This window comes from Alteromonas antoniana (assembly GCF_019249295.1).
In the GTDB taxonomy this organism is placed as follows: domain Bacteria; phylum Pseudomonadota; class Gammaproteobacteria; order Enterobacterales; family Alteromonadaceae; genus Alteromonas; species Alteromonas antoniana.
Genome location: NZ_JAESDH010000024.1, coordinates 15,217 through 34,568, shown reverse-complemented (window position 1 = coordinate 34,568; position 19,352 = coordinate 15,217). Strand labels below are relative to the sequence as shown.

General features: G+C 46.8%; 15 protein-coding genes and 1 pseudogene. 8 read left to right on the top strand and 8 right to left on the bottom strand.

The genetic code is table 11. The features are described from left to right. Positions 1 to 72 precede the first annotated feature (72 nt). Positions 73 to 522, top strand: a complete 450-nt coding sequence (locus JKP77_RS17700) for a cupin domain-containing protein (protein ID WP_218312499.1) — start codon at positions 73 to 75, stop codon at positions 520 to 522. On the opposite strand, the gene JKP77_RS17695 is transcribed toward JKP77_RS17700, so the two are convergent. Beyond that, entirely contained in the window at positions 519 to 2,783 is a 2,265-nt protein-coding gene (locus JKP77_RS17695; protein WP_218312498.1) for a YgiQ family radical SAM protein, read from the bottom strand. The genes JKP77_RS17700 and JKP77_RS17695 overlap by 4 nt on opposite strands. Positions 2,784 to 2,899: 116 nt before the next feature. After that, positions 2,900 to 3,328: a thioredoxin TrxC gene (gene trxC / locus JKP77_RS17690; RefSeq protein WP_218312497.1), complete on the bottom strand. Its 429-nt coding sequence runs from the start codon at positions 3,326 to 3,328 to the stop codon at positions 2,900 to 2,902. A gap of 203 nt (positions 3,329 to 3,531) precedes the next feature. Between trxC and JKP77_RS17685 the strand changes: the two genes are divergently transcribed. Beyond that, positions 3,532 to 4,005, top strand: a complete 474-nt coding sequence (locus tag JKP77_RS17685) for an EVE domain-containing protein (protein ID WP_218312496.1) — start codon at positions 3,532 to 3,534, stop codon at positions 4,003 to 4,005. Between the two features lie 5 nt (positions 4,006 to 4,010). On the opposite strand, the gene JKP77_RS17680 is transcribed toward JKP77_RS17685, so the two are convergent. After that, positions 4,011 to 4,583, bottom strand: a complete 573-nt coding sequence (locus JKP77_RS17680) for an exopolysaccharide biosynthesis protein (protein WP_218312495.1) — start codon at positions 4,581 to 4,583, stop codon at positions 4,011 to 4,013. 258 nt (positions 4,584 to 4,841) lie between these two features. Between JKP77_RS17680 and JKP77_RS17675 the strand changes: the two genes are divergently transcribed. Beyond that, positions 4,842 to 6,311, top strand: a complete 1,470-nt coding sequence (locus JKP77_RS17675; RefSeq protein WP_218312494.1) for a sensor domain-containing diguanylate cyclase — start codon at positions 4,842 to 4,844, stop codon at positions 6,309 to 6,311. A 99-nt stretch (positions 6,312 to 6,410) separates the two neighbouring features. Here the strand turns inward: JKP77_RS17675 and JKP77_RS17670 are convergent, their stop codons facing one another. After that, positions 6,411 to 7,139, bottom strand: coding sequence for a LamG-like jellyroll fold domain-containing protein (locus JKP77_RS17670; protein WP_218312521.1), 729 nt, complete (start codon positions 7,137 to 7,139; stop codon positions 6,411 to 6,413). A 1,086-nt stretch (positions 7,140 to 8,225) separates the two neighbouring features. Between JKP77_RS17670 and JKP77_RS17665 the strand changes: the two genes are divergently transcribed. Both JKP77_RS17665 and JKP77_RS17660 read left to right on the top strand, forming a co-directional pair. Then, on the top strand, positions 8,226 to 11,423 hold the full coding sequence (locus JKP77_RS17665) for a hypothetical protein (protein WP_218312493.1): 3,198 nt from the start codon (positions 8,226 to 8,228) through the stop codon (positions 11,421 to 11,423). A 333-nt stretch (positions 11,424 to 11,756) separates the two neighbouring features. Then, positions 11,757 to 12,368, top strand: a complete 612-nt coding sequence (locus tag JKP77_RS17660; protein WP_218312492.1) for a hypothetical protein — start codon at positions 11,757 to 11,759, stop codon at positions 12,366 to 12,368. A gap of 157 nt (positions 12,369 to 12,525) precedes the next feature. Here the strand turns inward: JKP77_RS17660 and JKP77_RS17655 are convergent, their stop codons facing one another. From JKP77_RS17655 to JKP77_RS17645, 3 genes are all read right to left on the bottom strand, one after another. Continuing rightward, entirely contained in the window at positions 12,526 to 13,359 is an 834-nt protein-coding gene (locus JKP77_RS17655; protein WP_218312491.1) for a MarR family winged helix-turn-helix transcriptional regulator, read from the bottom strand. Positions 13,360 to 13,506: 147 nt separating this feature from the next. Next, on the bottom strand, positions 13,507 to 14,982 hold the full coding sequence (locus JKP77_RS17650; RefSeq protein WP_218312490.1) for a carbon-nitrogen hydrolase family protein: 1,476 nt from the start codon (positions 14,980 to 14,982) through the stop codon (positions 13,507 to 13,509). A gap of 139 nt (positions 14,983 to 15,121) precedes the next feature. Next, complete coding sequence (locus JKP77_RS17645; protein ID WP_218312489.1) at positions 15,122 to 15,940, bottom strand: potassium channel family protein; 819 nt, start codon at positions 15,938 to 15,940, stop codon at positions 15,122 to 15,124. A gap of 665 nt (positions 15,941 to 16,605) precedes the next feature. Between JKP77_RS17645 and JKP77_RS17640 the strand changes: the two genes are divergently transcribed. From JKP77_RS17640 to JKP77_RS22605, 3 genes and pseudogenes are all read left to right on the top strand, one after another. Beyond that, complete coding sequence (locus tag JKP77_RS17640) at positions 16,606 to 17,691, top strand: alpha/beta fold hydrolase (RefSeq protein ID WP_218312488.1); 1,086 nt, start codon at positions 16,606 to 16,608, stop codon at positions 17,689 to 17,691. Then, positions 17,636 to 18,205 (top strand): annotated as a pseudogene (locus JKP77_RS22610) (SDR family oxidoreductase). The gene JKP77_RS17640 and the pseudogene JKP77_RS22610 overlap by 56 nt, the downstream one beginning before the upstream one ends. A 101-nt stretch (positions 18,206 to 18,306) precedes the next feature. Beyond that, positions 18,307 to 18,630: an SDR family oxidoreductase gene (locus JKP77_RS22605; RefSeq protein WP_218312485.1), complete on the top strand. Its 324-nt coding sequence runs from the start codon at positions 18,307 to 18,309 to the stop codon at positions 18,628 to 18,630. Here JKP77_RS22605 and JKP77_RS17620 read toward each other — a convergent pair. Continuing rightward, positions 18,569 to 19,351, bottom strand: coding sequence for a hypothetical protein (locus JKP77_RS17620; protein ID WP_218312484.1), 783 nt, complete (start codon positions 19,349 to 19,351; stop codon positions 18,569 to 18,571). The two genes, JKP77_RS22605 and JKP77_RS17620, sit on opposite strands and share 62 nt — an antisense overlap. Position 19,352 lies beyond the last annotated feature (1 nt).

The following is a 19,352-nucleotide window of genomic DNA, read 5'->3' as shown; positions in this document are numbered from 1 at the left end:
GGCAGGTTATCTGCGTGCTGTAAGTTATACAGCGCTTTTACACGTGTACGAGTGAATGAGGAATATAACGCCATGAAAGTGAAATCGATACTCTTTTTGCTTTGCTCCGGGCTAGTGGCTACGGTAGCAACAGCTCAGCAAATTGATACCAGCGTGGTAACGCGTGCAGATACCGTCGCGGACAAAGGTGAGGGTTGGGTGTTTTACAGTTACTTTACCGGTGAGTCTTACGGCGTGGAAAAAACCTTAACCGGCATGGCAGTTATCCAGCCTGGGTACGAAATCCATCCTCCCCATGTTCATGCGGATGAAGAGTATCTGGTAATTACACAGGGAGAAGGGGAGTGGAGCGTAAAAGGCGAGACATTCAAAGCATCCACTGGCGACATGCTTTATGCCTCACCCTGGGATGAGCACGGTGTGAAAAACACCGGCGATGAACCTCTGGTATTTGTGGTGTTTAAATGGCACAGCAAAAACAATACAGTGCCACTAGAGCCGGAGTCAGCAAAGCGTCATTAACGCTTTGCTGTGACATTTCCTTTCGGCGCACGTGCTGGCTTTTGCCCTTTACGTCCCGACGGTGAAGTGGCACTACCGGATGTATTTTTACCCGTTGCTGAGTTACCGGCGTTTTTGCTGCGGTTTTTACCTCGACTTTGAAAATTAGGCGGCAAGCCTGTGTGCTTGCTTAGCGCTCTTTCTCCACGTCTTGCTTTTTGTGCCTTCTGACGTTTTTCATCGGTAGTTTCCGGTGGCACCAGGTGCTGCGGGCCGCGACCAATTAAATCTTCCCGACCCATTTTGACCAGAGCCCCACGAATTTGCGCAAAGTTTTTCGGATCGTGGTAGCGCAGCATGGCTTTGTGCAGTCGGCGATGTATTTCGCCTTTTGCTGACGGCACGTGCTCGCTGTCTTTCTTCACTTTCTTCGATGAGTCCACTTCGGTGTGGTACATCGTTGTGGCAGTCGCCATTGGCGACGGATAGAAATTCTGTACCTGATCTAGCTTAAATTTATTTTCTTTTAGCCAGATAGCCAGGCTCAGCATGTCTTCATCGGTCGTTCCGGGATGCGAGGCAATAAAGTAAGGGATAAGATATTGCTTCTTGCCGGCTTCCTGAGAGTACTTGTCGAACAGTTCTTTAAACTGATAATAGCTGCCCATACCAGGCTTCATCATCTTAGAAAGCGGGCCCTCTTCGGTATGCTCAGGCGCAATTTTCAAATAGCCGCCGACGTGATGCAGTGCCAGCTCTTTTACGTATTCCGGATCTTCCACTGCCAGGTCGTAACGAACGCCTGAGGCAATGAGGATCTTTTTAATGCCGGGCAGGTTCCGTGCGCGGCGGTACAAATCGATAGTCGGTTTATGATCGGTATCCATGTGCGCACAAATACTGGGGTACACGCATGATGGGCGACGGCAGGTTGCTTCTGCTTTAGGGCTTTTACAGCGTAACCGGTACATGTTCGCGGTAGGGCCACCTAAGTCTGAAATCACGCCGGTGAATCCCGGTACGGTATCCCGGATCTGTTCAATTTCACGAATAATCGAATCTTCAGAGCGGCTTTGAATAATGCGACCTTCATGCTCGGTAATTGAGCAGAAGGTACAGCCACCATAACAGCCTCGCATGATATTCACGCTGAAGCGGATCATGTCATACGCCGGAATTTTCGCATCACCGTAAACCGGATGGGGAATGCGCTGATAAGGCAGGTCAAAAACGGCATCCATTTCTTCGGTTTCCAGCGGCATGGCCGGGGGATTAATCCAGATATGGCGGTCTCCGTGGCGCTGCATCAGAGCACGGGCACAGCCCGGATTGGTTTCCTGGTGAAGGATACGTGACGTATGAGCGTACAGTACTTTATTGTCTTTTACCGTCTCATAAGCCGGAAGTTTCACGTACACATTTTCCCACGGCTTACGACGTGTGGCTGGTTGCACGACAATCGGCGCCGACTCTGTCGCTTCCGGATTACCTTTTTCCTGGCTGTCGCATTCAGGCTCCATCTGATAAGGGCTGGCGATGGCGTCTATTTTACCTGGACGGTCTAATGAAGTGGAATCCACACCCTGCCATTCAGGAAGTGCCTCTTTGACAATGATGGCCGTTCCGCGCACGTCGGTGATATCGGCAATATTGTCACCGGCTGCCAGACGGTGGGTTACCTCGACTAACGGGCGCTCCGCATTACCAAAAAACAACATATCGGCTTTGGAATCGAAAAGTACCGAGCGACGGACTTTTTCACTCCAGTAATCGTAATGAGCAATACGACGCAGGCTGGCTTCAATACCACCAACAATAACAGGCACGCCTTTAAAGGCTTCACGGCAGCGCTGAGAATATACTGTGACTGCGCGGTCAGGACGTTTACCGCCGACATTACCTGGCGTGTAGGCATCGTCATGTCGCAATTTCTTGTCCGCGGTGTAGCGGTTGATCATCGAGTCCATGTTGCCTGCGGTCACCCCAAAGTACAGATTGGGTTTGCCCAGCTTCATGAAGTCGTCTTTACTGGTCCAGTCAGGCTGGGAAATAATGCCCACCCGAAAGCCATGCGCTTCCAATACTCGCCCGATAACGGCCATCCCGAAACTGGGGTGGTCGACGTACGCATCGCCGGTAACCAGAATGACATCACAGCTGTCCCAGCCAAGCGCATCCATCTCTTCCTTAGACATGGGTAAAAATGGCGCAGTGCCTAAGCAGTGCGGCCAGTATTTAGGATAGGAAAAGAGGCCGCGATCGGCCTTAATGGTGGCTTGCATAATTCTCAGTACGGTAACAGTGTTAACCCCACATTATAGCATCGACTGCTGTGACGGAGATACCCCGCTGCAGCCACGACTACATATTTTAATGTAGTGCGGCTTTTCGCTGGTGGTCAGCTTTCAGCCCACCGAAGAATTGACTGAAGAGGCATTGCGCCTGCCTGCCTTGATATCTCCTGACCTTTTTTGAATTTGATCAGGGTGGGAATACTTCGAATGCCATACTGCGTCGCAGTGTTTCTGGCCTCTTCGGTATTCACTTTCACAAGAATACAGTCTGGGGTCAGTGTCGCCGCAGCTTGTTCAAATGCCGGTGCCATCGCTTTGCAGGGGCCACACCAGGGAGCCCAGAAATCCACGATAACAGGCAGGTCGCTTTTGCTGATGAAACGATGAAAAGAACCATCATCAAGCGTAATGGGCGAGCCAGGTAATAGCTTGCTCTGACATTTACCACAATTAGGCCCATCTTTAAGGCGGGCTGAGGGAACGCTGTTAATGGCGTTACAGGAAGGACAAACGACATGTGTTGCACTGCTCATGAAAATGTCTCTTTAAGCTTGTTTCAGATATATGTAATGTTGAAATCGATAAATCTCAAGGTGGCGCAGGCTCACTACGCTACAATTGTGCAGGAAAATACAGGCGCAACTCAGGTGCATTGTCTGGATACTGCCCACAGTCACGCCGACTGAGTGCGGCGTTTTTATCATTTTTACTTTACGAGTTCGAGGCAAACAGAAATATGAGGCACTGGCTTTTCAAAACAGAGCCCGATGTATTCGGGATCGATCACCTACAAAACCGACCTGACCAGACTGAGCCCTGGGATGGGGTGAGAAACTATCAGGCCCGTAATTTTTTACGCGACGATGTTGCCGTAGGCGACAACGTGTTTATTTATCATTCAAGTTGCAAAAATGTCGGTATAGCGGGAGTGGCAGAGGTAGTCAAAGCGGGCTATCCGGATTCGACACAGTTTGATCCTGACTCTGATTACTACGATCCAAAAGCCACCACGGCGTCGCCACGGTGGTTTCGGGTTGATGTGAAGTTCGTAGAAAAATTTAATCAAATCTTAAGTTTACAAACGATTAAGGCGCAGCCGGATATCACTGAAATAGGTCTGGTTAAAAAAGGAGGGCGACTGTCGATAATGCCGGTTGAAGACAAAGAGTGGGAGACGCTTTACCGGTTAGCATCAGGGAAAGGTACCTGAGCGAGTCAAATTACGCGCATTAACAAATACCCGGTTCCCGCCTGTGACAGAATGCCTGCCAGAATAAAAAGTCCATCGCGACTGGTGAGACCCACTGCCGTCAGGGCAATAGCAAAGGCAGGAAGCGCAGCTGCAAATGGCATGGCCTCTAAAGGGATCATGGCTAGAGCAAACACGCCACTGTATATCGCAATAACACGGGTAAATGGATAGTCTGAGAGCCACTCGATGCGTGGCGAGAGTAAATTCTCCACCTTCTTTACGTAAGGACGTGAACGTTCAATGGCTGCATCCAGCTTATCGTGAGAGATTGCACGGTTTTTTAGCTTCTTGGGTAACCAGGGATGCTCACTGCCCACCGCAATCTGTATGCAAACCAAAAACAGCGTGATACCACAGATGCTAGGCACTCCTGGGATCGCGCCGGTCGGGAATAAAGCAATAAGGGAGGGGATAAGCAAAAGTGGTCCAAACCCGCGTTGCCTGAAGGTTTTTACGACTTCGCCGACCGAGACTGAGTCTCCGTCAATATCCTTTTGTAGCGTATCCAGCAACGCTGATATTCGACTTATTGCCATGCTGCTCCCTGCTTTATTTCGTCGGTTTCGGTGGGGTAGATACGTCTATGCGTGTTTAGGGTTTAGTTTTTTGCGTGTACGGTGTAATTAGAAGACAAATGCGAGGTAGCACAGCAAGCTATTCGAAGTGTGTAAAAGCAGAAAGACACAGTCAGCCAATGACAATTCAGAAAAATGAACGCCGGACATGGCTATTAAGCTTTTCTGCAGTTAATGTTAAGGTAATTGTGACTTTGTTGAGTGTCGAAGGAATTGCCATTGAGTGACATAGAGTGCAGGGAAATGCTTAATCAGTTACCAGTGAGTTTGCTGTGTCAACGGGTGGATACCGGTGATATTTATGCAAATCCCGCTTGCCTGACCCTCTTTGGTGCTACGCAAGACGAAGAAGGCTTTATAAGCAGTGTACAGTTTTTCGATGCACAATCGCGACAAGCACTAAAAGGCGATGTTCACCCGTTCATTAGTTGCACAGGAAGAAAGCCCACCGAGCTGACTGTGCGCGTAAACAGCAATGCCAGGAACCTCAATTGTGCAATTACCGGTCAGCGCCTTGAAATAAAGGGCGTGGCCTGGGTGGTGCTGCACATCCGAAGTGTTCAGGATAACGACGTCAGTATTCTTCAGACAGATAACTCGCCGCTGGCCAATCACCTCGCATTTAGCCGAGTGCTTTCCGGCATATCTTCGCAACTCATTAATGTAAATACAGAAAATCTGGACACCCTTATTGAGCGCAGTCTCGGTGCATTTGGTGAGTTTTGTGGTGTCGATCGCTGTTATTTGTTCCAGTTTTCTGATAATAAAAGCGCGATGGACAATACTCACGAATGGGTGGCGGCCGGGGTAGAGCCCTACAAAGACGAACTGCAGAATGTGAGCATGTCAGACCTGCCGTATTTCGAAAACGCGATTAAACAACAGCATGTGTTTAAAATCGATGATGTCAGGGATTTACCGGAAGAAGCCTCACTGGAAAAGGCTGAGTTCACGCGCGAGCGCATTCAGGCAGTGCTGTGTGTAGCCGTGCATATCAGTGACGAACTGTTTGGCTTTGTAGGCTGCGATATTATAGGTAGCCCCTACCAATGGCGCGATTACGATATTCGTTACCTAAAACTAATAGGTGAGATGCTAAGCAATTCACTGGAAAATGTCGCAAACCGGTTGTCGCTGCATCAGATGAAAAGTGCGTTGGAAGAGGCAAATCAGCAATTGGCGCACCTGGCTAACTCTGATGGCCTTACCGGAATAGCCAATCGACGCTTGTTCGATGAAAGTCTGGATAAAGCGATTCAGCGCGGATGTCGTGAACTCAAGCCAGTTAGTCTGCTGATGGTAGATGTTGATCATTTCAAAGATTTTAACGACACGTTCGGCCATGCCGTGGGCGATGAGGCGTTGCGCCGGGTAGCGCGAGCACTGGAAAGTTGCTGTAAGCGCAGCGATGATCTTGCTGCACGATACGGTGGGGAAGAGTTCGCAATTATTCTACCCGATACCGATAGCGAGCAGGCGAAACATGTTGCCAGCGACATTATGCAGGCAATTGCGCAGCTGAACATCGCGTTTGCCTCGTCGCCTACCAGCGATACGCTTACAGTCAGTGTCGGTGTGTCTACCCAGCTTTGCCGTCCCTCTCTTACGTTGAGCGAGCTGGTAACACAAGCAGATAAGGCCCTGTATAAAGCTAAAGGGAATGGACGGAATCAGGTGGCGAGTTTGTAGTGATGCTGCAAGAACAGCGCTTTATAACAGCGCGTGTGTTAGTTAAGACCCTGAGACAATAAAAAGCCCTGCGACGTGCAGGGCTTTTTAACAGAGCTACTACTTGGCTTTTCTGCGGTATGCGCCCATGCCGATAAGGGCCAAACCTAACAATGCCACCGAAGTTGGGGCAGGAACCGCGTTCACTCCTACGCCATTCGAATAAATTTGAGAAGCACTTACTGTGCTGTCATCCCAAATCTGAATATTGTCGATATACCCTTCGTAGCTGCTATTAGAGCTTCTGTTGATTCCCACGCGGAAATTTTGAAGACCTCCGGGGTTAAAGCCAGTATTCTCTACAAAGGTTCCGTTGAAATACAAACGGGCATCGTTTCCACCGAACTTCTGCACAAAAATGTGCTGCCACATTCCGTTAACTGATGTGCCCAGGCTAACGGGGGAATTGTCATTTTGCTTTGACAGCAAACGGTAATCGCCGTTGTGACTGTCAATTTGCCACGACCAGTCGCTCTGAGGGTCATTCATATTGCTGAAAATGCCTTTGAATTCACCTTGCTCAGAAACCGAAGTATTTACCCACAAAGAAACAGTCCAGTCTGTCATGCCACCTGGTCCGGAGACGCTCAGGTAGTTAGAGGAAATTCCATCTGAATAGAAGGCGCTGTCAGAGAAGTCTGCAGCACTTCCTTGTGAGTTCAAATCATATACAGCACTAACGGCGTTTTCAGCTGTTTTGTCATCAAAATTGTATTCAGCGATGAGTGCCGCAGAGGCTGGGGCGCTTAGCGCAATACTAAGAGCAAAAGTGGAAAGAAGGGTTTTCATAAAAGTCCTGTTTGGATCTACATCTACAACTAAGTTGTCATAAGCAATTAGTGATCCGTTTTATAATTGTTTGTTTTTATGGAGTTTTTATAATCTTGGTTGATGGTGTGTAAAAATTACTGACATTTTTTACTGTGTTTAACACCACTGACAGAATGGCAATGCATCATTCTTCGGCAATATGACAACCTGCAAGTTATATTAAGTCCGCTTTGGAAAAGCGGGAGTGTTATCGCGAAGTGCCTCAGGTTGGATACTACAAATAAAAAAGGCCCGCCTTATGGCGAGCCTTTAATCATTTGGTGGAGCTGGCGGGATTTGAACCTAATCTTTTGTATTTAGGTCAGGACTATACATTTAATCTTTACCTCAATGTACACATACTTTGATACAAACCAATTACATGATATTGCTGAGGTACAGTCACTTTCGGAATCAGGTGAATTGTCTGGCGATGAGAACACAATGTAATACAAACTATTGGTGTCTACAGTTACGAAGTAACTTAAGGTTCGCGATGATTCGATTAATGATACCCACGTATCTAAAGGTCTAGATTTCTCTTTAGTGCTGCCTAATGGGGCAACTTTACTATATAAAATTGGCTCAAACTTATCTTCATAACCCATTTTATCGCCCATCGCATCAACTTTATATATAGAAAGAGGCGAATCTCTGAGAGCATATACTAGTTATCTAAAGCGGCTATGCCAGTTTGGGGGGATGTCTTATTTAAAGCAATTAAACATTAAGTCAACTTGCTGGTGAAAAATTATCAAAGTCAATTTTTAGCCAATTGTATGAACAGGTACTATACTACTGGGTGAACTAGTAAAAATAATAAAAAGCTGTAGTAACAGGGATGTTATACAGAATTTATTGACGTCAGATTGCCACCAGAGGCAATAAACCACCAATAAAGTCTCAGGCATTCGCCCAAACCTCCCAAACGCTATTTATGTAATGAGTGGCGCAGCGTGTCTGCCCACAGGTTTTGCATGCTGCTTTCCTGTAATGATGTCCCGAATCAGCAATAAAATAATTTAATTGAAACTCCAGGTCTTTTGGCTGGAAAGGACTACCCAAATGAACCCTTTTGAATTTCTATTGCTATTGCTGCCCGTGTGGGCGCTAACCCATTTCTGGCTTTTACCGTTAATGAAAAACCGCTGGGAGGCGGGCAACATAAGGCAGAAAATAGCCCGTTCTGGGTCACTGATTCTTATTGAAAAGGTCAGGGATTTAACCGTTGTCGCTGTTATAACCGTTTTCTGCGTCATGATTTTTATCTGGCTGAACAACCTGCTGGCCAGTGGTGATCTGATTGTCGCCGGCGGCGTTATCAGCAGTTTCGATTCTCTGCTAAAACCGCTTGATAGTATTAAAAAAGATTACGAATCCGCGCTGATTATGTATGGATTGTTAGGTGCGGCCCTGTGCCTGTACTTTATCAATAAACAGGCAAAGAAAAAGCTTACCAATGCCTGGATTGAGAAGGCCATAGAAGTCCGTGAACGCTTTACGCAAAACCCAGCGGGAATGGATAAGTTTGAGAGCCACTCTGAGTTAAAACCTGTTGTAGAGCGCGTACGAGAAATACTGGGCTATTTATCGATAGAGAACGTTGAAGACAGTGAAGTAAAGCTTACCCAGGAGCAATCAGGTGCGCTTCATGACGAGTTAGACCAGCTATTGATGATGCTTGCGCTGGAACAGGCAAAAGCAGAAATAGACCTGAACGATGTCTTAAGCAAACCATTAAAAAGCGAGCAGTCGCAACCGAAAACGCCTTTGAAAAGGATAATGCGGATCCTCACCAGCAATCAGTTTGCAAAAGATCTTGGTTTGCTTAATCGGCCGCTTTCCTATGTGGCAACAGGTCTTCTTATTGTCTCTTTGATGGGATGGGCATCAGCCCCATTGGCTAACAGCCTGAAATTGTCGGTGAATAACTTACGAATGAATGCGGCAAGCAGTGATGTCAGTAGGCAATTCGACAAGGCTATTTCACGAATTGATGAAGTTACTCCAGATGTTCCTGATGTCGCTGAAGCGGTTGACGATGTCTCAGACTCTGCAGACAGTGCCAGCCAACTAGCTCAGGTGTCACGAATACTGGCGCGCGAAGCCATTAATCAGATGGTGCATTCGAAAAGCATCAGTGGTGCGGGGCCACGTGCGTCCCGGGCGGAGTTTGTTCGCGCCGCAATTCTGGAGCAAACTTTCACTGACAGTAGGCAGGCAAACCAGGCACATGCCGTGCGCGCTGATGTGGCTAAGCAAGTGGCTACGGCCGGCGGCACTGAAAAAGAAGTTGCTGAGCTTGTTGGGCAGCTAGAGCGTGAAATAAAAAGCGACTTAGAAAAAGTTAAGAAGCGCAATCCTTCTTATTTCAAGAGCTTTGTGAGAACGGTAGAGGCGCGCTACGCGACCTCGATAAACGCGTTTGACGCTCAGTCAAACTTAATTTCCCGTGTTGTCAGTCAGGCGTTTTCCCCAATAGATATCGATAGTGCAAACGAAATCACGAAGCAGGGCGGAAAAATTCTTAAAGATGTAGGCGGTGAGTCAGTAAAAACCTGGGCAAACAGCTATGCAAAAGCCGTTGTTATCGATGCCCTGTTTGAGCAATCTCATGCCAGTGTAGTAGAAAAGCTGAATAGTAAATTTCGTTTTCACACTTCGCAGCAAACACAGCAGTTGTTTGCCAACCTTTCCTCGGCAGAAAACCATGGGTGGAAGGCTGCACCGGCAGATGCTAATAGTCGTTTAGTGTCGCAGAATCTTGCAAATAATGTGTCTGACAGATACAGCGACCCAGCCGTAAAGACAGTGGTTAAGCAAAGTCTGGGAGGCTATGCGGAGCTTTTTCCCGATGCCATTGCAGCCAGTGCAGAAGCGGCAACCAGGGCTTCTTCCGGACGTTATTCAACAGGTTCAGCCCGAACTGGAACGCATGTCGCGTCGCGTTCTACTAACTTTAAAATGGCATCAAGGAGTTTTCGGGTGCGAGGTGTGCTTTTTGGACAAGATCTAACCGGCGACAACCTGAACATCACCGATATTCGTTGGGAATTTCATCCTCAGGTTGAAGGCACACCCACTCAGGTGTCGATATCTCTCAAATTGAATGGAAAATGGCAGTCCATAGGTAATTTCCCTGCAGGCATTGTTAATCAGGCAATTCGTTATGCGGCAGATCAGCGCGTGGTAGCAACAACAATTACGCCGGGTGATGACGAGCTTATTAGCCGTATAACGTATCTGCATCCTGTTTTGGAAGACACGCCACTGGGTTGCCGGGTAGTCGAAGCAGACCGGTTCGTTGATACATTTACTGCGACCGACGAAGAAAGTACAGAGCCAGTGCTGAATGAAATTGCCCAGAACAGAATGGCGTTAGGGCAGTTTCTGGCGTTCACGGGCTTGGCGGAGGGGGTAGGGTATGCCAACCGGTCTGGTTACTGTCCTGCAGAGGAGCTTAGTCAATTAATACAGCAGCACGGTTTTGGCGAAATAGTATTTCCTCCTACGTTATTAAGCAGCCTGACTGAGTTAGTGGAAAGTGAGTTCACAGCGCCTGTTAACAGCCGAAAGCTACTGGATGCCTCGATTAAATGCTCGCAGGTAGCACGAAAAGATAGTGCGGCATGTTTGTGTGATAGCCTCAGTAGCGGGTTGCTACTGAACTATTGGTTCCCTGAAGATCACACTTCGCAATTTCGGGAAAAGCCAGCAAGCTTAAGTGAAGACTTAACCTGGCTTGAACAATCGGAAGACAGGTTTGAGCATATCGACTTGTGGCTTCACACCACGTTTGCGTTAAGAAAACTGACCTTTGAAGGGGAGGGCGTGCCCGATGAGTCTACGGCAACACCACTGGATTTTAACCTCGACCAACTGACAGCAATGAAACAAGTGATTGTATCGAAGTTGCTGCACCCGTATTTATCTGATTATTTGAATAGTCCTTCCGCAGACGAGTTTATGGCCCCACTGGAACAGTTTGTGGTTTTGCAGCGATTAATGCGCGCGGCATTAAACGGCCAGTTGGGCAGTAACTTTCCGTTAGAAAAGCTCATTGCGCTTTCCCGCCAAACGCAAAGCTATGTGCCGTACCAGCCAACTATTCGGTGGGAGCCTTATCAGAATAGCGAAGAAGAACTCATGGAGGTACTGGCGGCTACAGATGAAAGCGCATTAAAGCATTACAACGAGTTTAATACTGACAGGATGTTTCGGTACGCGCTAGGCAGGCCAACTTGCGGTGTTGTGTCACTTTAGACGTTGATTGATATTGCCTGTTGGAAACAGATTTATCAGTCTTTATCATTGGCAGGCTATGCAGGCTATGCAGGCTATGCAGGCTATGCAGGCTATGCAGGCTATGCAGGCTATTCAGGCTATGCAAAGAACAGGTAAATGCCTGTGAGGAAAGTCAGAATACTGGAAAGCACTGTGAATTTATTCCGGTACCGAAGTAGTGATTAAGGAGAAGTAAAGCGTGAAGGATGCTGCTGGATGGATGAAATCTACTGTTGATGCAGTGAAGAGTTTACCCGAGCTTGGCCGGGCTTTGGCCGAGGTGGTGCAAACGCCTTACGGTTGGGTCCTCTGATGTTGATTATGCTCTGGTTTGTTGTAAATAGAAATCTATTGCAGCTTCTCAAACTTCAGGATGAAAAAGAGAAGAAGAAACTGGAAGCCATTGAAAGCTATTTGTCAGACGCGTCAAATATAGATACAGAGTGTAAAGAGGTATTTGTCGACATTCGCACCAGCCGATACTTTAAATCAGCGACTGGCATTTATGCAGAGAATAAACAAAGGGATGCGCTAATAGCCCTTCATAATTCTTTGTCCAGCGATATCAGTTGGACAACCATTCGCAGAGCCAATCCGCATATTGACTTTGACAGTCAGAACAAAGCAAAGGTTTCAGAGCCGACAACAAGCCAGAAGCTAGGGAAGTTTTATAATAATATGATTGGCTGGCTGTTTCTGTTCTTCGCTGCATTGGTGTTTTTAATTATGATCGCAACAGCAGAGACGGGAATAATTCAGTTTTTGTTGGGAATGGGCATGATGGTTGGCTGCGTAGGAATTTCGTTATTCTCTTTTGCGCAGAACTTTCCATTGGCGTCGGCCGAAAGGATCAGAAAAGAACTATTACTTGGCTCAGAAAAGCCGTATTTACCAGCACCTGACAACGAGAAAGTGGCTGAATAGCCAAAGAAACCTTGTTCTCGCAAAGTGTGACGGGCTGCTCGTTTTTCACTTCAACGCAAGCAACTCGGCCACAAAATATCGTAAACTGACTGCTGGGCTTACATTTCCGACACAGAGGTAGGGTCAGCTATATGCATATGCCTGAGTCCGGCGCTATTTAGCCCTCCTTAAGGAATGGCATATTCTCGTTCACTACAGGATGAACGGACTTGCCCAAAACGTCTTCACTGGAAAAGGTATTAACGTAACCAATACCCGGATACCCCATTGCTAAGGGGGTGGTTAAGTGCACTAGCCCGGGTACATACCTTCTCAATACGGCCTGATGTACATCCAAAGCAAGATTTTCATGAGGCTCCACTTCTACAGCGTCATGATGACACCGTATTCCAATGTCCTGGCAAACGTTAACGCCTTCAACAGACAACGAATATTCTTTTTTCCGTTTGTCGTCGGAAGCAGTGAATTCCTCAATTAAAGAGAATGCTTTTAAATCTCTGACGATATTGGTAGCGCCTTGCTTTGACACACCTAACTCTTTTTCAATGATATCCCGTTGCACTCGGGGGCGGGAGGCCAACAGCTTTAGCAATGCTTTTACTTTTGGTCTACCTGCAACCTTGTGTTTATCAACAGACATCTCATGCATTCTGTCGTTTATCACATCGTAGGCAAACTTCCACCTGGGCTGATACTTGTGAAGATGTTTGTTATCTTCTGCCAGCATCAACACTGCTTCAGACACAGACAGTACACGTTGCAACAGAGGCAGGTCAGACACAACCACACGTTCGGTCAGCATATTTTTAAGCAGTTGTCTGATGTTAAGATCCATCGCCTGTGCGAGCGAGTCGTCTACCTTCTCTGGACGGTTTTCTACCAGGTCGAAAACTTTTTTCAGTACCTTCGGAAGAGCTTGTGCGGCACTGGTTTCACAGTAGTAACGCACATTATCCAGATAATCTGCCAGAGCATTCTCTTGTTTGTTCATGTCGTTGTTGGTGGTCGTTATATCGTAGAATTAGTAAATTAGTACATTTCAAGATTAACACTGTTGACTGAAAAAACAACAAAATTGTTGTGAATGACTACTAGTATTAATCTTGTTTAGCGTACTCATTAAGCGTTGCTGATACAGTTATTTACGCAAAGTCAGAGCAAACAGTTTATCTTCGGGTACGGATAAATAGGGGGCGGTTTTTTTCTTTCTCCCCGCAGCAGTTTCGCTGTTTTTATCATTTTGGGATTTTGTCGTCTCCTCTGACGCCACAATTTGCACGGTGTCAGGGGTTATAAATTGTTGGTTTGACAACCCGATCGTGTGAATGCCGCAGTAGGCGCGGCCTGCATAGTTATTATTGCCTTGCACCATTTCTGGCGTCTGGTTTGAGCAGATTAATGCAGGCATGAAACTCACGTTTAAATCATTATAGGTTTTATCATGCGCGTTCATTGTAACGTCGTCGCCCATGGTTGGCAGAAATATTATATCTGGAGAACAGTTTTTCAGCGGTTCCTGCAGGCTCGACATTAAGTCGCAGAAGTCTTTGCAAATGAGAAGGGTGGTAAGTCCCAGTGGCGTCATCAACATATTCAGCTTTTTACCGGTTACAATATCCTCATGATAATATTGTGAGTCTGGACCTGGTGATTTGAAAGAAAACACGGTGGTTTTTCTGTGAGCGAATATTTTATTGCCGCGCATGTTAAAAACAACAGATTCGTTCACCAATTCATCGCTGTTGTTATGTGCGGGCACATGCCAACTGCCGGCAATAACTAACAGTAAAGAGTGAGACTCTTCCATTAGCCAGGTCATTATTCTGGCTCTGACCTTCACGTTCACCGACAGCTCAGGAAAAATCACAATGTGCGCGTTCTGCTTATTGGCCAATTCCATCGCTTGCATGATTTCTGCCGGTGTGGAGTTGGACGTGTAACCGTTAAACACGAATCTTCTGGAATGTTTGTCTGTGCTCCAGTCGTAACTTACCCGGTGCGACTCCGCAGAGTAAATTCTAATACTGGAGTCTGCATCCACAAGCGCTTTAAGTGCATTACGGGTGCCCGAGTCAAGAGAGTGAACTTCTATATCATGATTGTTGAAACTGGCTTTGACGACATGATTCCATCTGACGATTAATTGCAAATCGCCAGACTGGTGAGCGGCCTTAATGTGCCTATTGGTTTCATGGAGTCTTGTGAGTAAGTAATACGCTTGCCCATTGATGGTGTAGATGTCCTTTTGCAGCACAGAGGAAAGCTCTACCTCATCTTTTAGCATGTGATCCAGCATCATTAATAACAACAACGGGTTCGTGCTTTTTACCTCTTTATATATTACGTGTTCAGGCTTGCCTTGAATAAAATGCTCAAATGTTTCTCTTTTTTTGTCCAGAAAGGATGCGGTGTCTGGATCTGAAACAACCCGTCTCTGAGGACCAAGGTTGCGATCTTTATCAAACTGCCGTTCTGCAATGCTGTAGTAAGTACTGCCCGTGTGGTTTGCATCCTGCAAATGTAAATACAACAGGGTATAGGCATCGCGAAGGTTATCTTCGCTCAGGTATTTGGCGATTTCCCTGAAAACCTGGGGGGTGGTGTCCGCGCTCATACTACTTCCGAATTTTATTATTTTGAGTGGCTACTTACTGGTAAGGCAGCACTTGCGATAATTTACGAAATTATGACGTGAAATTAAAGTTAAAACGGGGAATTCATTGTGTTGCTTACGGTGTGCTGGTGTAAGCACACTATAATGCCCGTACAGCGGTTTTTATAAAGTCTTCCTGTAAAGGGCCCTTTGCAGAAGAGTAACTTGCCATAATCTCAAACAGCAGCCTGCCAACGTACTTGCCCTGTTCAGATTGAAAATTATAAGACTCCCGATATCGCTTTGGCGCTTGTGATACAAGCATTAGCGTATTGTGGCTTTTCCAATTGCTGGTGTTGATAGTATGAAGCAAGTAGTTTGTGGAGTCTGAGAGAATCTCCAGTTCCATGAACACTTCATTTAGTGTTGCCGAGTTTATGGCACCTTTGTCATCGATGTCTGAAACAAACTTTTTATAAATTTTGTCGCCAAGAGGGTGGCGTGAAGAAAAGAATTCTCGAAAAGCTTTAAAGTCCTGAAGCGATTCTTCAGAAGGTATTTCTGAGTTCTCTTCCGGTGAGAGGGAGTGTTCAGAAGAAGCCAGAATTACTCTGACAATTTGACGTTTAAAATGCTTATATTCGTTGAGAAAGTGAGCTTTTGCCGCTTCGCTTAATTTCTGTTCCTGGAGGTTCGCTCTTGATTCCGCAATAGTGTTTAACACTAAGCCAAATGTTGTGATCCCAAGTAATACTTCAGCCAGTACCGTCATTTTCATTGCGGTTGTTACTGGTGATATATCGCCAAAGCCAAGTGTGGTAATGATAACCACTGAGAAGTAGTAAGCATCGTAGAAGCTGGTTATTTTATTGTCGAAAGCCTCGCCGTTCTCTACGTACACCCATGCAAAAACGACAGACATGCCAACATAAAAAACGAGATAGAGAAAATATTGTCGCTTTATTGTTTGTAGAATCATTGATGAATATTCCCTTTCTTTACTACGTCTAACGCACTGCTTTTATACGAGTGCGGCTTTACGTGCAAGCTATGATTATTCCACTGAACTAGCACGACTCTTTCAATGAGGTTTTTCATAATATGCTGCCCGTCGTGCATACTCAACAGGCGGTAGATAGTTTACGTTATCATTCAGTGAGCTGTGTGGCCGAACATGATTGTATTACTCTCGCCACAGGTCTACCGCTTAGGCCGCCTCGTCCATAGTTGCAACCTTCCCCGGCGTAAAGGAAGTTATTGTTACTTTGATGATGAATAAGATATTAGTTATCAACAATCATGGGTATGTTGTGTGAAAATCTACAGCAAAACTCCCACAAGCTGGCTGGTCACTACTGTTAAATAATCCGGCCTTAGGTGTCATAGCCTGACAACGCGTTAAAGAGTAGGTTGATTACAAGCATTTACAAGACATACAGGCTGGCGATATTCAATTAATTTGAATGATAGCAGGTGTCGCCGGAGCTGCCGGTGTAGAGTGGAGCAGTGAAAGGGTTCTGTGTCAGCTGCGAATTCAGTTTTTGTAAATTCTGCTACCTTAGAAACAGTGTGCTTCTGTGTGTTCAGCCAGAATGGTGATGAAGCACAGCGTTGTCAGCAAACCATGAGGGTAAACAGGTAACTGTGGGTACATTTACATCTTCGTCTGAAATTTATACATCCCGATTAGCCTCGGCATTGGTTCCTGGTGCGGTAGAAATTAGCATTCTTACCCCTCCCGGATTCAGTAAAAATGACAGCTTACCGTTGTTATTACACCTGCAAGGCGGCGGTTTAGATCATCGAATGCTGGAACGCCTGCAGCCATTTTACGAGAAGTTATGGGAAGAGGGCACGTTACCTCCCATGGTGGTCGGCTGTTTTAATGGCAGAGGCTCCTGGTACTTAAATTACATTGATGGCAGCGAGCTATGGGAAGATTTTATTTTTGAGTTCCAGAAATACATTGTCAGTAACTTTAATACCGCGACTGGTCCGGAAAATAACTACATTATGGGGTTGTCGATGGGCGGCATGGGCGCACTTCGTACCGCGTTTAAACACCCTGAAAAGTTTGGCGCAGTGGTGTCTGCCGGAGCTGCCATTAATCCGGTTTACGAGTATCAGGATTTACAACCACGCAACTACGTAAACCAGCACAATCTTCCACCGGAAGAACAGGCCAAGCGCTGGGGCTGGCCGGTAGATAACGCATTCTACGAAGCCAACAATGTACCCACCATTGCACGCGATAACGCTGAAGCCATTCGCAACTCAGGGCTTAAAATTTATGTAGAGGCCGGGGATAAAGACTTCTTCAACTCACATGATGGCGCGGAATTTCTTCATCACACGTTATGGGAATATCGTATTGAGCACGAATACCGGTTGCTGCATGACTGCGACCATATGGGCGCGTCGCTACACTGGCGCTATCATGACATGCACGCCTGGCTGGGGCGTGTATCTCGAAAACTTAAGCATCTCGAAAAGTATGTGCCGCCTTCCGCAAACCCGGCCCACATCGAATACATGAGCTGGCTGGCAACCGGATGCGCAGGTAAAGCACCGGAAGTCACCTACTTGGACGAGTTTGATGGTGCCTGGGTAAGCCAGCTGCGAAACGGCGACTATTTGCCTGACACAGTAAAAGACAATATGGATAAGCCCTTAGATGGCGTATTCAGAAATAAGTATACTCTATTTGCCTGCCGAGGACACCATGACTGACAGTAAACTTTGCGAACTCACTTACCCATTAAAAAACAAGGTAGCGTTGATAACCGGTGGTACCAGCGGTATTGGGCAGGCAACGGTAGAACTGTTCATTCAGAATGGCGCGAAAGTGGTGTTTACCGGCAGAGATACAAAAAAAAGCATAGCGCTGGAAGAACAGTGAGGTAAAAACGCGCACTTTTTCAAAGCAAATATTATGGAAGAGGCTGAAATAAAGGCGTCGGCAGATCAGTGTATTGAACGGTTCGGGCGTTTAGATATGCTGTTTAACAACGCCGGTGCGGGCACGCTGAGTAGTGTGGAAGAGGTGACGCAAACTGAATTTCGTAACGCCATGGATTTGTTGGTAGGCAGTGTGGTGTTCGGTATGAAGCATGCCACGCCAATTATGAAAGAGCAGGGTTTTGGCCGAATTATTAATAACTCCAGTGTGGCGGCCATTCGTACCCATATGGGCGGCTATTTGTACAGCGGCGCAAAAGCAGCTGTTTCGCAGCTGACACGCTAAGCAGGAATGGAACTGGGCTGTTATGGCACAACCGCCAATGCGATTTCTCCGGGTGCCGTTGCCACCCCTGTATTTTTGATGGATCTGAACGAGCGCGTACATTGGATGAAGCCGAAACCGCCCGCAAAATGGAAAAGCTGAACCGTAATCTGGCGAAGGCCAACCCGACACAACGTGCCGGGCAGCCAATAGATATTGCCCAGGTAGCATTGTTTTTAGCCAGTGACGCAGCGGGTTATGTGAACTTTCAGGATATTGCTGTGGATGGCGGCATGACCGCCGGGGCCGGGATAGTTGTTAGGTTTCAAAGCCGGTTAAATCATTCGCTGGCGTTGCATGAAACCTCGGCAACGCCATTGGCGATCACTTATCCTTGTCACTTAAATCATCATCCGCCTGATCCTCTTCTTCTTTCTTATGGCTAAAGTAAGGAATGCGTTTTGATGCTACCAGCCATGATATTCCGAATGCCCACAAACACACGAACTCAACCCAAAAAATCGCAGTATTATCTGGCGCTGTGTTTATAAGCTGCATACAACCGCCTACGACGGCGGATACCACCATGGCGGCCGCGCACATAAAATACACAACGATCCGCCTTTTTATTCGCCCCATGGAGTGATGCGTTTTTAGTTTTTCCCTGGCCCTGCGATAAAAGCCAACGCAGTAAAAAAACAGGATCCCGATAAGTGCGAATGCGGCAGCACCGTGGATCACAGGAGTGATTTTTGTGCCGGTAGTAATGCACCTGTAATCATCAGCAGGTGCATTGTTTTCTTCATCGAAGGTTTTACATTTGGTCTGATCAAATGGCAGTGGCACGTTATCTACCCACCTCTTATCGATAGAGGTCGGATTTACGGCCACAAGAATTGCACAAATTCCCGCTATCTTAGCCAGCCTGAACTCGGAATCAGTCCACCCTTTATATGCCAGCAGGAAACCGCCAACAGCAAACAGGGCGCCAACAAAGAAATCCCGCGCACCCAAATGGTAAGTTACACTGATACTGGTAGGGATGATCCGCGTGTCGGTTGATACCCAGAACAATACCGTGCACACCACGGCGATGCTTATCGCAATGGTGCCAACAATCAGCCTCAATACCCGGTAGTCGATATCTTTATGAATTATTTCACTCATG

Excerpts from the sequence above, each read along its gene's own strand:
- JKP77_RS17645 (WP_218312489.1), bottom strand. The coding sequence starts at position 15,940 with ATGATTCTACAAACAATAAAGCGACAATATTTTCTCTATCTCGTTTTT.
- JKP77_RS17680 (WP_218312495.1), bottom strand. The coding sequence starts at position 4,583 with ATGGCAATAAGTCGAATATCAGCGTTGCTGGATACGCTACAAAAGGAT.
- JKP77_RS17660 (WP_218312492.1), top strand. The coding sequence starts at position 11,757 with ATGTTGATTATGCTCTGGTTTGTTGTAAATAGAAATCTATTGCAGCTT.
- JKP77_RS17685 (WP_218312496.1), top strand. The coding sequence starts at position 3,532 with ATGAGGCACTGGCTTTTCAAAACAGAGCCCGATGTATTCGGGATCGAT.
- JKP77_RS17655 (WP_218312491.1), bottom strand. The coding sequence starts at position 13,359 with ATGAACAAACAAGAGAATGCTCTGGCAGATTATCTGGATAATGTGCGT.
- JKP77_RS17670 (WP_218312521.1), bottom strand. The coding sequence starts at position 7,139 with ATGAAAACCCTTCTTTCCACTTTTGCTCTTAGTATTGCGCTAAGCGCC.
- JKP77_RS17700 (WP_218312499.1), top strand. The coding sequence starts at position 73 with ATGAAAGTGAAATCGATACTCTTTTTGCTTTGCTCCGGGCTAGTGGCT.
- trxC (WP_218312497.1), bottom strand. The coding sequence starts at position 3,328 with ATGAGCAGTGCAACACATGTCGTTTGTCCTTCCTGTAACGCCATTAAC.
- JKP77_RS17665 (WP_218312493.1), top strand. The coding sequence starts at position 8,226 with ATGAACCCTTTTGAATTTCTATTGCTATTGCTGCCCGTGTGGGCGCTA.
- JKP77_RS17650 (WP_218312490.1), bottom strand. The coding sequence starts at position 14,982 with ATGAGCGCGGACACCACCCCCCAGGTTTTCAGGGAAATCGCCAAATAC.
- JKP77_RS17695 (WP_218312498.1), bottom strand. The coding sequence starts at position 2,783 with ATGCAAGCCACCATTAAGGCCGATCGCGGCCTCTTTTCCTATCCTAAA.
- JKP77_RS17620 (WP_218312484.1), bottom strand. The coding sequence starts at position 19,351 with ATGAGTGAAATAATTCATAAAGATATCGACTACCGGGTATTGAGGCTG.